Annotated in this window: 15 protein-coding genes; 5 read left to right on the plus strand and 10 right to left on the minus strand. The window is 70.2% G+C overall.

What is annotated here, in order from left to right; all coding sequences use genetic code 11:
* Positions 1-27: 27 nt before the first annotated feature.
* Together AB0C35_RS05640 and rlmN are read right to left on the minus strand one after the other, a co-directional pair.
* Positions 28-534, minus strand: a complete 507-nt coding sequence (locus tag AB0C35_RS05640; protein WP_358450987.1) for a DivIVA domain-containing protein — start codon at positions 532-534, stop codon at positions 28-30.
* A 66-nt stretch (positions 535-600) separates the two neighbouring features.
* Positions 601-1,746 (minus strand): 23S rRNA (adenine(2503)-C(2))-methyltransferase RlmN, encoded by a 1,146-nt coding sequence (rlmN, locus tag AB0C35_RS05645; RefSeq protein ID WP_358450989.1) that lies wholly within the window; start codon positions 1,744-1,746, stop codon positions 601-603.
* A gap of 134 nt (positions 1,747-1,880) precedes the next feature.
* Here rlmN and AB0C35_RS05650 point away from each other — a divergent pair, with 134 nt between their 5' ends.
* Complete coding sequence (locus AB0C35_RS05650) at positions 1,881-3,026, plus strand: suppressor of fused domain protein (RefSeq protein ID WP_358450991.1); 1,146 nt, start codon at positions 1,881-1,883, stop codon at positions 3,024-3,026.
* 77 nt (positions 3,027-3,103) lie between these two features.
* Here AB0C35_RS05650 and AB0C35_RS05655 read toward each other — a convergent pair whose 3' ends face one another.
* From AB0C35_RS05655 to rpsB, 5 genes are all read right to left on the minus strand, one after another.
* Complete coding sequence (locus AB0C35_RS05655) at positions 3,104-4,183, minus strand: phosphatidate cytidylyltransferase (protein ID WP_358450993.1); 1,080 nt, start codon at positions 4,181-4,183, stop codon at positions 3,104-3,106.
* The gene (gene frr / locus AB0C35_RS05660; RefSeq protein WP_358451128.1) at positions 4,183-4,740 is read right to left on the minus strand and encodes a ribosome recycling factor; all 558 of its coding nucleotides are present in this window, start codon (positions 4,738-4,740) and stop codon (positions 4,183-4,185) included. Before frr ends, AB0C35_RS05655 begins: the two co-directional genes overlap by 1 nt.
* Before the next feature lie 89 nt (positions 4,741-4,829).
* Complete coding sequence (gene pyrH / locus AB0C35_RS05665; RefSeq protein ID WP_358450995.1) at positions 4,830-5,531, minus strand: UMP kinase; 702 nt, start codon at positions 5,529-5,531, stop codon at positions 4,830-4,832.
* A gap of 259 nt (positions 5,532-5,790) precedes the next feature.
* On the minus strand, positions 5,791-6,627 hold the full coding sequence (gene tsf / locus AB0C35_RS05670; RefSeq protein ID WP_358450997.1) for a translation elongation factor Ts: 837 nt from the start codon (positions 6,625-6,627) through the stop codon (positions 5,791-5,793).
* 84 nt (positions 6,628-6,711) lie between these two features.
* Positions 6,712-7,725 carry a 30S ribosomal protein S2 gene (gene rpsB, locus AB0C35_RS05675; protein WP_358450999.1) on the minus strand — a complete coding sequence of 338 codons (1,014 nt, stop codon included), beginning with the start codon at positions 7,723-7,725 and terminating at the stop codon, positions 6,712-6,714.
* Positions 7,726-8,117: 392 nt separating this feature from the next.
* On the opposite strand from rpsB, the gene AB0C35_RS05680 reads away from it, so the two are divergent.
* Complete coding sequence (locus AB0C35_RS05680) at positions 8,118-8,813, plus strand: M23 family metallopeptidase (RefSeq protein WP_358451001.1); 696 nt, start codon at positions 8,118-8,120, stop codon at positions 8,811-8,813.
* A gap of 478 nt (positions 8,814-9,291) precedes the next feature.
* On the opposite strand, the gene AB0C35_RS05685 is transcribed toward AB0C35_RS05680, so the two are convergent.
* Positions 9,292-10,203 (minus strand): tyrosine recombinase XerC, encoded by a 912-nt coding sequence (locus AB0C35_RS05685; protein ID WP_358451003.1) that lies wholly within the window; start codon positions 10,201-10,203, stop codon positions 9,292-9,294.
* Between the two features lie 154 nt (positions 10,204-10,357).
* Here AB0C35_RS05685 and AB0C35_RS05690 point away from each other — a divergent pair, with 154 nt between their 5' ends.
* From AB0C35_RS05690 to dprA, 3 genes are read left to right on the plus strand one after another with little or no spacing between them, the layout of a single operon-like run.
* Positions 10,358-10,711: a YraN family protein gene (locus AB0C35_RS05690; protein WP_358451005.1), complete on the plus strand. Its 354-nt coding sequence runs from the start codon at positions 10,358-10,360 to the stop codon at positions 10,709-10,711.
* Entirely contained in the window at positions 10,712-12,262 is a 1,551-nt protein-coding gene (locus AB0C35_RS05695) for a YifB family Mg chelatase-like AAA ATPase (protein ID WP_358451007.1), read from the plus strand.
* Positions 12,262-13,434: a DNA-processing protein DprA gene (gene dprA, locus AB0C35_RS05700; protein ID WP_358451009.1), complete on the plus strand. Its 1,173-nt coding sequence runs from the start codon at positions 12,262-12,264 to the stop codon at positions 13,432-13,434. Before AB0C35_RS05695 ends, dprA begins: the two co-directional genes overlap by 1 nt.
* On the opposite strand, the gene AB0C35_RS05705 is transcribed toward dprA, so the two are convergent.
* Both AB0C35_RS05705 and AB0C35_RS05710 read right to left on the minus strand, forming a co-directional pair.
* A complete protein-coding gene (locus AB0C35_RS05705) occupies positions 13,428-13,742 on the minus strand; it encodes a DUF2469 domain-containing protein (RefSeq protein WP_358451011.1) in 315 nt (104 codons plus the stop codon). The two genes, dprA and AB0C35_RS05705, sit on opposite strands and share 7 nt — an antisense overlap.
* On the minus strand, positions 13,739-14,461 hold the full coding sequence (locus AB0C35_RS05710; protein ID WP_358451013.1) for a ribonuclease HII: 723 nt from the start codon (positions 14,459-14,461) through the stop codon (positions 13,739-13,741). The genes AB0C35_RS05705 and AB0C35_RS05710 overlap by 4 nt, the downstream gene beginning before the upstream one ends.
* Positions 14,462-14,533 lie beyond the last annotated feature (72 nt).

The following is a 14,533-nucleotide window of genomic DNA, read 5'->3' on the forward strand; positions in this document are numbered from 1 at the left end:
TGTGCGGCGAAATTGTGGATAACTTCGTCAGCGGCGTTCGAGGGCGCTCGCGAGCTGCAGGAGGAAGCGGTCGACCTCCTGCTCGTCGTAGCCGGGCCCGAGGCGGACGACGCGGAACGCGCTCTCCCGCACGTCGCGGGCGGTCACCGGCGGCGCTATGCCGCGCAGGCCGGCGACGATCCGGTCCAGGAACGCGTCCACGTCCCGGACGTCGTAGCCGGAGCGCAGGCCCGCGCCTGAGAAGCGGGCGTTCTGGATCCAGTTGATCAGCCAGGCCGGTTGCGCGCGGGGACGGCCGGGACGTTCGCCGATCGGGGCCATGGCCTGCAGTTCCCTGATGCACTCGCGCACCAGTTCGTCGACGGCGCGGGGCTCGTAGCCGCGCAGCACGACGTCGAAGCGGGTCTCGCGCACCTCGTCCGCGGACATCCGCGGTCCGCCGTTCAGCGCCTGCGAGATCCTGCGCAGCAGCGCGTCCACCTGGTTGCGGTCGTAGCCGCGCAAGACCACCGGCAGCCGCGTACCCGTCTTCACCGGCACCGTGCTCCTCAGCCCGCATCCCCGCGGCCGCGAGGCGCCAGCGACACGCCCGCGGCGCGCTCAGTCCTTGGTCGCCGCGGCCAGCTGGCCGCAGGCCCCGTCGATCTCCCTGCCCCGAGTGTCGCGCACCGTGACCGGGATCCCGTGGGCCTCAAGGCGCCGGACGAACTCGCGCTCGTCCTCGGGCCGCGAAGCGGTCCACTTGGAACCCGGCGTTGGGTTCAACGGGATCAGATTGACGTGTACGAGATTCCCGCGCAAGAGCCTGCCGAGAAGATCGGCCCGCCACGCCTGGTCGTTGATGTCCTTGATGAGGGCGTACTCGATCGACACTCGGCGTCCGCTGCGGCCTGCGTAGGCCCATGCGGCGTCCAGGACTTCGGCGACCTTCCAGCGGTTGTTGACGGGTACGAGGTCGTCGCGAAGCTCGTCGTCGGGCGCGTGCAGGGACACTGCCAGCCGCACGGACATGTCCTCGGCGGCGAGTTTCTCGATCGCGGGGACCAGCCCGACCGTGGAAACGGTCACCGAGCGCTGGGAGATGCCCAAGCCGGCGGGCGCCGGATCGGTGATGCGGCGTACCGCGCCTATGACGGCCTTGTAGTTGGCCAGCGGTTCCCCCATCCCCATGAAGACGATGTTGGAGACACGTCCGGGACCGCCTGGGATGCGGCCACGGGCCAGTGCGCGCGCGCCGGCGGCGACCTGTTCGACTATCTCGGCCGTGGACAGGTTGCGGGTGAGTCCTGCCTGGCCGGTCGCGCAGAACGGACAGTTCATGCCGCATCCCGCTTGGGACGAGACGCACATCGTGGCCCGGTCCGGATAGCGCATCAGCACCGATTCGAACAGCACGCCGTCGAACGCCTTCCAGACGGTCTTCAGCGTGGTGCCGTCGTCGCAGTCCATCTCGCGCACCGGTGTCAGCAACGGCGGCAGCAGCTCGGAAACGAGACGATCGCGGACGGAGGCGGGCAGGTCGGTCATCTTCGCCGGGTCGTCGACCAGGCGGGCGAAGTAGTGGCGCGACAGCTGGTCGGCGCGGAACGGTTTCTCGCCCAGCTCGGCGACCGCCGCGCGGCGTTCCGCGGAGGTGAGGTCGGCGAGATGCCTCGGCGGCTTGCCGCGCCTCGGGGCGGCGAAGACGAGCTTCGCCGGTGTCTTCTCGGGCGCGGAGCCGGTGGCGGCGGGCTGGGTGCTAGACATGGTCCTTCCAGTGTCGCAAACACCGGCCCGTGCCTCGTCCGTCTGCCCCGTGCACCGTCCGTCCGTAGGCACGCATCTTTACCCGTACCACGACATTCCTGCACATGACCTTGTCTGCGACTAAGGTCTCGATCATGTCGGTTTTGCGCAGGGGTTCCGCCTCGTCCCGGGGATCCGCGGCGACGGTCGTCCACGCCGCGGCCAGCCCGTACGGCAGCCGACGGCTCACCATCGAGACCGACGGCGACGTCACCGCCGCCTACCTGAAGGACGCGCGAGACTCGGTGGTCGGGGCGGCCTGGGTCGGGAACCACCGCAAGGCCCCGCCGGAACTGGACCAGTCCCGCCTGGACGCCGGCCGCGCCCCCCTCCTGCCCGAATCCCATGTTCGCCACCCCGCCGGACGCAAGGCCCTGGACGCCGAGAGCCTTGAGGTCGTCTGGTTCGAGGAGGGCGACGGCGTCGCCGTCCTTGAGGCAGGGGACCCGCTTTTCGTGATCCCCGGCTGGTCCGACATGGGACGCGGCATCCCCGGCTACGCACGTGACGCCACGCGGCAGAGCCCGTTCGCCTTCCCCCTGGACGAGGAGATCGAGGACTTCGGACCCCGCATCGACCGGGCCCGCGAGCACTGGAAGATGTGCCGCGCCGACGACGCCTGGGCGGAGTTCCAGCAGTCGGTGCTCGGCCACCTGCTGCAACGGCTCGGGCCAGGTGGCCACTACTGGCACGACGTCGGCCGGCAACTTGGCAGCGGACGTACGGGCGTGGCACCGACGGTGGGCGTGTCCGAACGTCCTGCGCGGGGCGACCGTGCGTTCACCGTGCTGAGCACGGTCGGAATGTGCCGCCAACGGATGCCCACCGTCGAACTGTACGAGGACGACGTCGCCCCATACGGGCGGATCGAACTGGCGGTCGCGAGCACTCTGCCCAGCCAGCGGGCGGGCAGCATCTTCCCGTGGCTGTCCCAGTACCCATGGCGGTCGGTGACGTGGTTCGCCCCCGGAGACGTCGTCAAGTGGTACCACGAGGCCCGCACCTTCCCTCTCGGCAACGACGAGACGAAGTGGGAGGGTGTGCTCCTCCTGGACGATCCGAGCCGTATGGCGGGCCCTGAGGCTCCCGGGCTGACCGGCATGAACATCAACGGCGACCCCGTCCGGTGGCTGTGGCTCGTGCCCATCACCGGCGAAGAACACCGCTACGCCAAGAACGAAGGGTCGGACGCGCTCATCCGGCGTCTCGCCCAGCAGGGCCGTTCCTGGGTGGTCTCCTGAGGGACAACGCGTCGGGCTCCGAGCGAACGGCCCGGCTCCAACGCTCCAAGTGAACGGCAGGACTCCGGACGAGCGTCCTAGCTGGGGACGAACAGTTCCAGGAGAAGCCACACGACGGGGGCCGTCGCGACGAGGGAGTCGAGGCGGTCCATCACTCCGCCGTGGCCGGGAAGGAGCGTTCCCATGTCCTTGATCCCGAGGTCCCGTTTGACCATCGACTCGACGAGGTCGCCCGCGGTCGCGGTGACCACGGCGGCGAGGCCGACCAGCACGCCCTGCCAGATCTGGCCGCCGTCCAGCAGCCACCACACCAGCCACCCGCCGACGAGCATGCACATGAGCGCCGAGCCGGTGAGGCCTTCCCAGGTCTTCTTCGGGCTGATGGTGGGCGCCATCTTGTGCTTGCCGAGGAACGACCCCGCGAAGTAGCCGCCGGTGTCGCTGGCGACCGTGATGGCGATGAAGATGACGGTGCGGTGGTCACCGTCGTCCGGGCGCATGAGCAGGGCGACGATCCCGCCCATCAGCACCAGATAGCCCGTCAGGAGAGCCCCGGCGGCGACGTCCCGCACGTATCCGTCGGCGCCCTCCATCATCCGCGTCATCAGCAACGCGAGGATCGTGAGGGAGACCGCCGCGACAGTGGCGGTGGGCCCCCACACGTAGGACACGACCGGGGTGCCGACCATGCCCGTCGCGACGGGGATGAACGGGACGCCGATGTCGCGGCTCTTGAACGCGTCGGTCAGCTCACGTATCCCGAGGAAGAGGAACACGATCATCACGGCAAGGAAGATCTCCTTGACCGTGTAGAGAGAGAGCAGCACCAATGCGCCGAGAGCGGCGCCCACGACGATGGCGAGCGGGAGGTTACGGCCGGTCTTGCTCTCGCGCTTCTCCTCGGGCGCCGCAGAGGACGCACCTTCGGAAGCCGCATCGTCAGACGCCGCGTCAGCGGGAGACTCGTGCGCGCGGGACACGCCGGCGTTGGACGGGTGTGCGCCCGCAGAGGGGGTGGGACCGGAGGGATCGGGGCCGGAGGGGGTGGGGCCGGAGGGCGAGGTGTCCTCGGGGGAGGCGCCAGGTACATGCCCGGCCATGTCGGCCTCCGGCTCATCCGGGGAACCCGAGGGCTCCCCGGCGTCGTCGATTTTCATCAGACTTCGAGCAGTTCGGCCTTCTTGTGCTCGAGCAGTTCGTCGATCTGCGCCACGTAGCGGTGCGTGACGTCGTCGAGCTCCTTCTCGGCACGGTGGACCTCGTCCTCGCCGGCCTCGCCGTCCTTGGCGAGCTTGTCGAGCGTGTCCTTGGCACGCCGGCGGACGTTGCGGATCGCGATCTTGCTGTCCTCGGCCTTGCCGCCCGCGACCTTGACGTACTCCCGCCGGCGCTCCTCCGACAGTTCGGGGAAGACCACCCGGATGACGTTGCCGTCGTTGGTGGGGTTCACGCCCAGATCACTGTCGCGGATCGCCCTCTCCACCGCCTGCATGGACGACTTGTCGAAGACCTGGACGATGACCATCCGCGGCTCCGGCAGCGTGAACGACGCGAGCTGGTTGATCGGCGTCTGCGTCCCGTAGTACTCGGCGGTGATCTTGTTGAACATCACGGGGGTGATGCGGCCGGTGCGGATGGCCTGGAAGTCCTCCTTGGCGACCGCGACCGCCTTCTCCATCTTCTCCTCGGCTTCGAGGAGGGTCTCGTCGATCACTGTGACTCCCATGTCATCTGGTCGGCCCTGATCCTACGGTTCCACATTGCGTTCCGTGCCGCGTCACGCATTGCGGTTCCAGGCTGTGGTCAGCCCTCCGCCGGGCTGACCAGCGTGCCGATCTTCTCACCCCGGACTGCCCGGACGATGTTGCCTTGCCCCATGAGGTCGAAGACCACGATGGGGAGCGCGTTGTCCATGCAGAGGCTGATGGCCGTGGCGTCCATGACCTTCAGACCCCGCTGTAGAACTTCACCGTAATCCAAGCGGTCGAACTTGACCGCGTCTGGATTTTTCCTTGGATCTGCATCGTAGACACCGTCCACCTGAGTGGCCTTCAGTACGGCTTCGGCGCCTATCTCCAGCGCGCGCTGGGCGGCCGTGGTGTCGGTGGAGAAGAACGGCTGTCCGAGACCCGCCCCGAAGATGACGACGCGGCCCTTCTCCAGGTGCCGGATGGCGCGCCGCGGAATGTACGGCTCGGCCACCTGGCTCATGGTGATGGCGGTCTGCACGCGGGTGTCGAGGCCCAGCTTCTCCAGGAAGTCCTGCAGGGCCAGGCAGTTGATGACGGTGCCGATCATCCCCATGTAGTCGGCACGGCCGCGGTCCATGCCGCGCTCGGCCATGACGGCGCCGCGGAACATGTTGCCTCCGCCGCAGACGACCGCCACCTGCACGCCGTCGCGTACGGCCTCGGCGATGGCCTCCGCCACATGCTGGACGACCTCGGGATCGATGCCGAGCGGGTCACGGCCGGCGAAGGCCTCCCCCGAGAGCTTCAGCAGCACCCGTTTCCAGCCCGCGCGTGGCGCATGCTGGGCGGACGCGTGCCCGCCGGTCTCACGCCGCCGACCGGTCTCGCGCGTACCCGACGAGGTGCCGCCGGACGCGGCGCCGCCGGACCCGTTCCGGTCGGACGCGCCCTGATCGGCGACGTCCCGATCGGACGACGAGGCCGCCGTCGCGCTAGTGGTCGTCTTGTCCGGCACGTCGGCGGCCTCCTCGTTGCTTCGCGGTATCTGTCGGGTACCCGTCTCCAGAGTGCCCCTACGCCTGCCCGACCTTGAACCGGGCGAAGCGCACGACCTTCACGCCGGCCTCGTCGAGAACCTTCGCGATCGTCTTCTTGTTGTCCTTCACGAAGGTCTGCTCCGGGAGCACGAGGTCGCGGAAGTAGGCGTTCACCCGGCCCTCGACGATCTTCGGGATGGCCTGCTCGGGCTTGCCCTCGTCGCGGGTGAGCTGCTCGGCGAGCGACCGCTCCTTCTCGACCACCTCGGCGGGGATCTCGTCGCGGGTGAGGTACTTGGGGGCCATCGCCGCGATCTGCTGGGCGACGTCCTTGGCGACTTCGGGGTTCTCGGCGTCCAACTCGACCAGCACGCCGGTGGTCGGCGGCAGGGACGGGTCGGACTTGTGCAGGTAGCTGGCCACGTACGCGCCCTGGAAGTGGGCGAAGTGGCGCAGCTCGACCTTCTCGCCGATCGTGGCGCTGTTCTCCTCGATCAGGGCCTGGACGGTCTTGCCGGGCTCGATCTCGGCGGTGAGCAGTGCCGCGGCGTCGGCGGCGCCGCTGCCCGCGGCGAACTCGACCAGCCGGTTCGCCAGCTCGATGAACTGCTCGTTCTTGGCGACGAAGTCGGTCTCGCAGTTGAGCTCGAGGAGCGCCCCGTCACCGGAGTTCGCAAAGTGCTCGGTGACCAGGCCGTTGGCGGCGGTGCGCTCGGCACGCTTGCCGACGTCCTTGGCACCCTTGAGACGCAGCAGCTCCGTGGCCTTCTCGAAGTCGCCGTCCGCCTCGGTGAGGGCGTTCTTCACGGCCATCATGCCGGAGCCGGTCAGTTCGCGTAGCCGCTTGACGTCAGCGGCGGTGAAGTTAGCCATCGCTCTCTATCGCTTCTCTCGTCGTTGGTCGTGGGACCCGCGACGGTCCGGCGGCGCCCGGGCGGCGGCCGCCGGACCACGGGATCAAGCCTGCTCGGCCTCGGCGGGCTTCGGGGCCTCCTGCTCCGGCGCCTCGGCCTCGGCCTCGGGGCTCGCGGCGGGCTCGGCGGGAACCTCTGCAGCGGCCTCCGCAGGGGCCTCCGCAGGGGCCTCCGCAGGGGCCTCCGCAGCAGGCTCGGCCGGAGCCTCCGCGGGAGCCTCTGCCGGGGTCTCCGCGGGAGCCTCTGCGGCACCCTCGGCCGGCTTGTTCTCCAGCAGGTCGCGCTCCCACTCGGCCAGCGGCTCGGCGGAGCCGGCGGCAGCGGCGCCCTCAGCCGGCTTCTCGTCGCCACCGGGGGCGGCGCCGGCGCGGGCGATCAGGCCGTCGGCGACGGAGTCGGCGACGACACGGGTCAGCAGGCTGACACTGCGGATGGCGTCGTCGTTGCCCGGGACCGGGTAGTCGACCTCGTCGGGGTCGCAGTTCGTGTCGAGGATCGCCACGACCGGGATGCCGAGCTTCTTGGCCTCGTTGACCGCGATGTGCTCCTTCTTGGTGTCCACGATCCAGATGGCGCTCGGAACCTTCGCCATGTCGCGGATACCGCCGAGGGTGCGCTCCAGCTTGTCCTTCTCGCGGCGCAGCCCGAGGAGCTCCTTCTTGGTCATGCCGGAGCCGGCCACGTCGTCGTAGTTGATCTCCTCCAGCTCCTTGAGCCGGGTGAGCCGCTTGTGGACGGTCGAGAAGTTGGTGAGCATGCCGCCCAGCCAACGCTGGTTGACGTAGGGCATGCCGACCCGGGTGGCCTGCTCGGCGATGGACTCCTGTGCCTGCTTCTTGGTGCCGACGAACAGGATCGTCCCGCCGTGGGCGACCGTGGCCTTGACGAACTCGAACGCGCGGTCGATGTAGGACAGCGACTGCTGCAGGTCGATGATGTAGATGCCGTTGCGCTCGGTGAGGATGAAGCGCTTCATCTTCGGGTTCCACCGGCGGGTCTGGTGACCGAAATGAACGCCGCTCTCAAGGAGCTGCCTCATGGTGACGACGGGTGCCATTGCCCGTGCTCTCCTTCTCTGGCCCTACTGGGCCGCATTTGGTTGGTCTCCTACGCCCGGGTGCCGTCCCACCGTCGCCGTTGCGACGGACCGAGGGACGGCGCCCCACCATGTCTGCGGTGGCATGCGGACGCGTGAAATCAGCCGCCGGGGAACCCCAGGCGGCTGTGACCCGTTCCCGGGTCTGTGACTCCTCCGCTCACCGGGAGCGGCTTCTCATCTCTCCGCCCTGGGGACGGATCGGTGACGGCCTGGCCCTGGCCGGTGTCCTCTCGGGCACTCCTACAGATTATCAGGGCGCGGAGGCGTCCGGGAATCAACGGTCCCGGGAGTTATCCACAGTTCGCGGACCCGGCTGCGGGCCCCGGTGCCGGACCGGCAGGGTTCCCTCCATGACGCTGCTGACGATGCTCCTCACCTGCGTGATCGCCACCGGGACGCCGGGCCTGGACGCCTGGAGGTGGCCCTTAGGACCACCCGCCCCCAAGGTCGTCCGGGCTTTCTCTCCGCCCGCGTCCGCGTGGGGTGCGGGCCACCGCGGCGTTGACCTCGCGGCCCACCCGGGGCAGCCCGTCTACGCCGCCGGCCCAGGGCGCGTCTCCTACGCCGACCGGCTGGCGGGACGTGGCGTCATCGCGATCGATCACGGCGCGCTGCGGACCACCTACCTGCCCGTCCGCCCCAGCGTCCGCGCCGGCCGCCGGGTCGTCTCCGGCACTCGGATCGGCGTCCTGGAGGACGGCCTGGTCCACTGCCCGGCACCGTGCCTGCACTGGGGGCTGCGCCGCGGCTCCCTCTACCTGGACCCGCTCAGTCTCGTCCGGCGCCAGGTACGCCTGCTCCCTCTCTGGTCGCGCCCCTCACCATCGGCGACCGACCGCACTCCCGCGCCTTCGCCGGAGCCGAGGATGACCTTGCGTGACGCCACCACTGCGACGGGTGGAGCACTGACCGGCATGGCCTTGGCCTTCACCCTGGCCTTCGCCTGGCGCCGCACCCGCGTGCGCTACCGCCTGCGCGGCCGGCGCCGCCCACCCCCGGGCGTCGTCGACCTATCCCGCGAACGCCGCCTCCGCCGCACCCCCTGACCCACCGCCGACGACCCCAGCCAACCCGGCGGGACCGAACAGCAACTCAACTGAACCGCAGACGCGCACCCAAGCCACTAGAGCGACAGCTCAACTGAACACCACCTGCACCGCAAAACTCGACCCCGTCCCTGCCACCCGCCCGGCATCCAACCAACGCGCCGGGCCCGGCAACTCGGCACGCGCGTCTCCAGCCGCTAGCGGCCATTCGGCTGAACTCGACCTGCACCGCCACCGCTGGCACCGCTGGCACCGCAAGCACCGCCTGCACCCCCCGCACGCCCGCGCCGCCCGCCGCCCGCGCCGCTCGCCGCCCGCGCCGCCCGCCGCCCGCGCCGCCTGCGCCGAGAAGCCCGACGCCGTTGTGGCCGCACCGCCTCGGGATTGAGTCGACGGGGTGGGTTGGTGGCTCCGCGCGAGGGGCAGGCCGTAGCGGGCGGGTGTGGGTGGGGTGGGGTGAGGCTCGGGTTCTGGCCTATTAGTCGGTCTGGGCGCCGCGGGGGTGTGCCTGGCGGTGGACTTGTTTGAGCCGCTCCGCGGAGACGTGGGTGTATATCTGCGTGGTCTGCAGGGAGGCGTGGCCGAGGATCTCCTGGACGCTCCGCAAGTCGGCTCCGCCTTCGAGCAAGTGGGTTGCGGCAGTGTGGCGCAGCCCGTGTGGGCTCAGGTCGGGCACTTGGCCGACTTGGGAGATCCGCTCGTGGACGATGCGGCGCGCACTGGTCGGGTGGAGGCGGCCCCCGCGAACCCCCAGGAAGAGGGCAGGGCCACTGTCCTCTGCCACCAGGGCGGGCCGTCCCGCTCGCAACCAGTCCTGGACGGCGCGGGTGGCGGGTTCGCCCACGGGGACGGTGCGTTCCCGTCCGCCTTTGCCGAGGACGCGCATCGTCCTGCGGCCGGTGTCCAAGTCGTCGATGTCGAGGCCGCAGAGTTCGCTGACTCGGACACCGGTCCCGTAGAGCGTCTCCAGAACGGCCAGATCGCGAAGCCCCAGGGGGCCTTGGGCGTCCACGTTGTCGAGCAGGCGTGCGGCATCGTCCTGGGTGAGGACCCCGGGCAGATCACGTTGGCGTTTGGGAGTGCCCAGCAGCAGACCTGGATCGTCCTGGAGCAGGCCACGCCGGTGCAGATGCCGGGTGAATGCGCGTGCGGCGGCCGTGCGGCGGGCCAGGGTGGCGCGGGACCGTCCTAGAGCGTGCTGGCGGGCGAGCCAGGCACGTAGGAGCGGCACGTCCAAGCCAGCGGGTTCCGTCACGCCGCTGTCGGCGGCGTAGCCGGTCAGGTCGCTCAGATCACCGAGATAAGCCCGCAGCGTATGCGGCGAGACGTCGCGTTCGGCGCGCAGATGCCGCTCGAAGTCGGCGATGGCGTCCTGAAGCGCGTCGGTCACAGCGTCACGCTCCGCCAACCTCCCGGCCGAAGCAAGCACCGCCGACCGGTTTCAAGCGAATCGCCGCTGATGTTCGCCGAGTTATCCACAGGCAGTCGTTTTCCGGATGCGCACGGTGACGCTCCGGCACCGTCGAAGTCCGGAGGTGAGGCCCATGAACGCCCACATCACTCTCGGCCGGCGCGGTGAGGACGCCGCCGCCGACTACCTGGTCGGACTCGGCTGGACGATCATCGAACGCAACTGGCGATGCCGCGAGGGCGAACTCGACATCGTCGCCCATGACGGCCGCGGGCACGTCGTCTGCGAGGTCAAGACCCGCGGCTCCGCCCGCTTCGGCGATCCCCTCGAAGCGATCACCACGGACAAGGCGGCCCGGCTGAGGCGGCTGGCCTGGAGGTGGGCCGCCGCGCGCGGCGTCACCGGCGCACCCGTGAGGGTGGACGCCCTCGGCCTGGTCGCCGATGGCGACGGCTTCTCGGTCGATCACCTGCGGGAGGTGTGCTAGATGACGCTCGCGAAGACCCGCTCGGTGTCCCTGGTCGGGGTCGACGGCTTCGTGGTGGACGTGGAGGCGGCCATCACCAGCGGTGTCCCGGGCCTGCACCTGGTCGGCCTCCCGGACACGGCGCTCAGCGAGGCCCGCGACCGGGTCCGCGCCGCGATCTTCAATTCGGGCGAGGAATGGCCCAATAGACACGTCACAGTGTCGCTGTGCCCGGCGAGCATGCCGAAGAAGGGGTCGACCTTCGATCTCAGCATCGCGATCGCGCTTCTCGCGGCCGCCGAGGCGGTTCCGGCACGGGCCTGCGCCGAGCTCGTGCTGATCGGCGAACTCGGCCTTGACGGCCGTCTGCGTCCCATTCAGGGCATCCTGCCCGCCGTGCTGGCCGCGGCCAACCAGGGCTGCCACACAGTCGTGGTCCCCCGCTCGAACGCCGCCGAGGCGGAGCTCGTCCCCGGCATGAAGGTGGTGTCCGCCAGCACACTGCGCGGTCTCCTGTGCCTCCTGCGCGACGAGCCTCCTCCCCTGGAGGAGGACGAGGACGGCGACCCTCACTCCCCCACGAACGGGTTCGCCGTACGGCAGCAGGACATCCCGCCCGATCTCGACCTGGCCGACGTCCGGGGGCAGGCCGAAGCGCGCAGGGCACTGGAGATCAGCGCCGCGGGTGGCCACCATCTCTTCTTCGCCGGTCCGCCCGGCTGCGGGAAGACGATGCTCGCGGAGCGGCTGCCGACGCTGATGCCACCCCTGGAGCCCGACATCGCGCTGGAGGTCACCGCGATCCACTCCGTCGCGGGGACCCTCCGGCCCGGCCAGCCGCTGATCACCCAGCCGCCGTTCTACGCGCCCCACCACACCGCCTCACGCGCCTCCATGGTCGGCGGCGGCTCGGGCCGCGTCCTGCAGCCGGGCGCCGTTTCCCTCGCCCACCGGGGGATCCTCTTCCTCGACGAGGCCCCGGAGTTCTTCGCGGGAACGCTCGACGCCCTCCGCCAGCCGCTCGAAGAGGGCGAGGTGCGGATCAGCCGGATCGAGGGCATGGCTCGCTTCCCAGCTCGGTTCACGCTCGTCCTGGCGGCGAACCCGTGCCCGTGCGCCGCGGCCAAGCAGGTCGACTGCTCCTGCGCACCCGGCATCCGCCGTAGGTACGCCTCCCGCTTGTCCGGGCCGCTGCTCGACCGCATCGACCTCAAGCTCGAACTATCGCCGGCGAGCCGGGCCGAACTCCGCTACGACCTGGAGTTCGCCGAATCCAGCAAGGTCGTGGCCGAACGCGTCCTGCTCGCCAGGGAACGGACGCTCAGACGCCTGGCCGACACCCCGTGGCGCTCCAACTCCGAGATTCCCGGGCCGGAGCTGCGGCGCCGCTTCACGCCCACTTCCGAGGCGATGCGCGGAGCCGACGAAGCCCTGCAGAGAGGGACGCTCAGCGCACGCGGCCTCGACCGCATCCTGCGGGTCGCCTGGACGATCGCCGACCTGGCCGGCCACGACGAACCCTGCCCGGACGACGTCGGCGGCGCGCTCACCCTGTGGTCGGCGGGGCGCTGATGAGCGATGAACGAACCGCCCGAGCCACCCTCACCGCCGTGGCGGAGCCCGGCGACACCTTCCTCAACCGGATCATCGACCACTCCGGCCCCGAGCGGGCGCTCGAATCGATCCGCACCGGCGGGCTCCCCGACGGCGTATCCGCCGACGCCAAGGAGGTCCAGCGGCTCGACCACTGGCGGATCCGGCTGATCGCCGCGGAACCCGATCAGGACATGGCCGTCTGCGCCCGGTTCCGCGGGCGCCTCATCTGCCCGGGAGATCCCGAATGGCCGACGACCCTCGACGACCTCGGCGGCGGACGCCCTTACGCCCTGTGGCTGCGCGGCCCCGGCGACCTGCGCAACGGATGCCTGCGTTCGGTCGCCATCGTCGGTTCCCGCGCCGCGTCCCCGTACGGCCTGCGCACCGCCGCCGACTTCGCGTCGGACCTGGCCGACGAGGGCTGGACGGTGATCTCCGGCGGCGCCCTCGGGATCGACGCGGCCGCCCACCGCGGCGCCCTGGCCGCCGACGGATCCACCGTCGCGGTCCTCGCCAACGGCGTCGACGTCCCCTACCCGGCCTCCAACGAGGGGCTCTTCGCCGAGATGGCCCGACGTTCACTCCTGGTCAGCGAGTCCCCACCGGGCACCCACCCGCACCGTCTGCGGTTCCTGGTCCGCAACCGGGTGATCGCCGCGCTGTCCCGGGGGACGCTCATCGTCGAAGCGGAGGCCCGCAGCGGCGCCCTCAACACCGCCGGCTGGGCGGCGAAGCTCGGCCGCGTCGTCATGGCCGTGCCCGGGCCCATCACCAGCCGGTCATCGGTCGGCAGTCACCGGCTGCTCCGCGAGGAGGGCACCACCCTCATCACCCGCACCGAGGAGATCATCGAGGCGGTGGGACGCATCGGCGCCGACCTCGCCCCGCCCCCGCAGACACCCGTCCTGCCCCGCGACCGCCTCGAACCGGTCACCCGGTCCGTCCTGGAGGCGTTCCCCGCCCGCGGCGCGACCGGCCCCGCGCAGCTCGCCGTCAAAGCGGGAGTAGATCTGACGGCGGTCAACGCCAAACTGGGTCTCCTGGCCGCCGCCGGTTTCGTCGAACGCGCGCCCGCCGGGTGGCGCCTCACCAAATCCGCGAAGGCGCCCCGCGAACCGTCCGGGAACCGGGCGCCGCCCCATCACTGATCAGCGGGGAGTTCGAAGTCGCTCTTGGCGAGTTCTTCGACGTTGACGTCCTTGAACGTGACGACACGCACGTTCTTGACGAACCGGGCAGGACGGTACATGTCCCAGACCCAGGCGTCCTGCATCGTGACCTCGAAGAAGATCTCGCCGTTGTCGGCGCTGCGCACCTGGAGGTCGACCGAGTTGGTGAGATAGAACCGGCGCTCGGTCTCGACGACATAACCGAACAGCCCGAGAACGTCGCGGTACTCGCGATAGAGCTGCAACTCCATCTCGGTCTCGTACTTCTCGAGATCCTCCGCGCTCACGCCCGTGCCCCTTCCGTGCGGTCCTCGCCGGGGACCTCCCCTTCGGTCTCCTCCACGTCCACCTCTCCATTGTTACGCAAGGCACGCTCGACATTGACGTAGGAGAAACGATGCTCTGGACAAGGTCCGTGGACGGCGAGCGCCCTGCCGTGCGCACGGGTCACATACCCCTTGTGGAGGTCGAATCCGTACTCGGGATACCGCTCATGAAGGCCCACCATGATCCGGTCTCGGGTGACCTTCGCGACGATCGACGCCGCCGCCACGCAGGCCGCGACCTGATCCCCTTTGATCATCGCGAGCCCGGGAACATCCAGGCCGGGCACCGGGAACCCGTCACTGAGCACGTACGCGGGCCGCTTGTCCAGCGCGGCCAGAGCCCGCCGCATGCCGGTGACGTTGCAGCGGTGAAGGCCGATCCGGTCGATGTCGTGGCACGGGATGACCACGGCGCTCCACGCGTACGCGTGCTCGACGATCTCCGCGTACAGCTCCTCGCGGCGCGCGGGCGTGAGCAGCTTGGAGTCGGTGAGGCCGTCGATCCTGCGCCGTCCGCCCTGAAGGATCACCGCCGCGACGACCAATGGCCCCGCGCACGCCCCCCGCCCCGCCTCATCGACGCCGGCGACGGGGCTGAACCCGGCATGATCAAGGGCACGCTCATACGCGTGCATCCCCGCGTCGCGGCGCGGCGTGAAGCGAAGCGGACGACCCTTCATGCCCGCAGCGTACGTCCCCACAACCTCCCACCGCGCCCCGAACGCCCCGTTCCCGTCATGTCCCAGACCTCC

Source organism: Spirillospora sp. NPDC048819 (genome assembly GCF_040650055.1).
GTDB lineage: Bacteria > Actinomycetota > Actinomycetes > Streptosporangiales > Streptosporangiaceae > Spirillospora.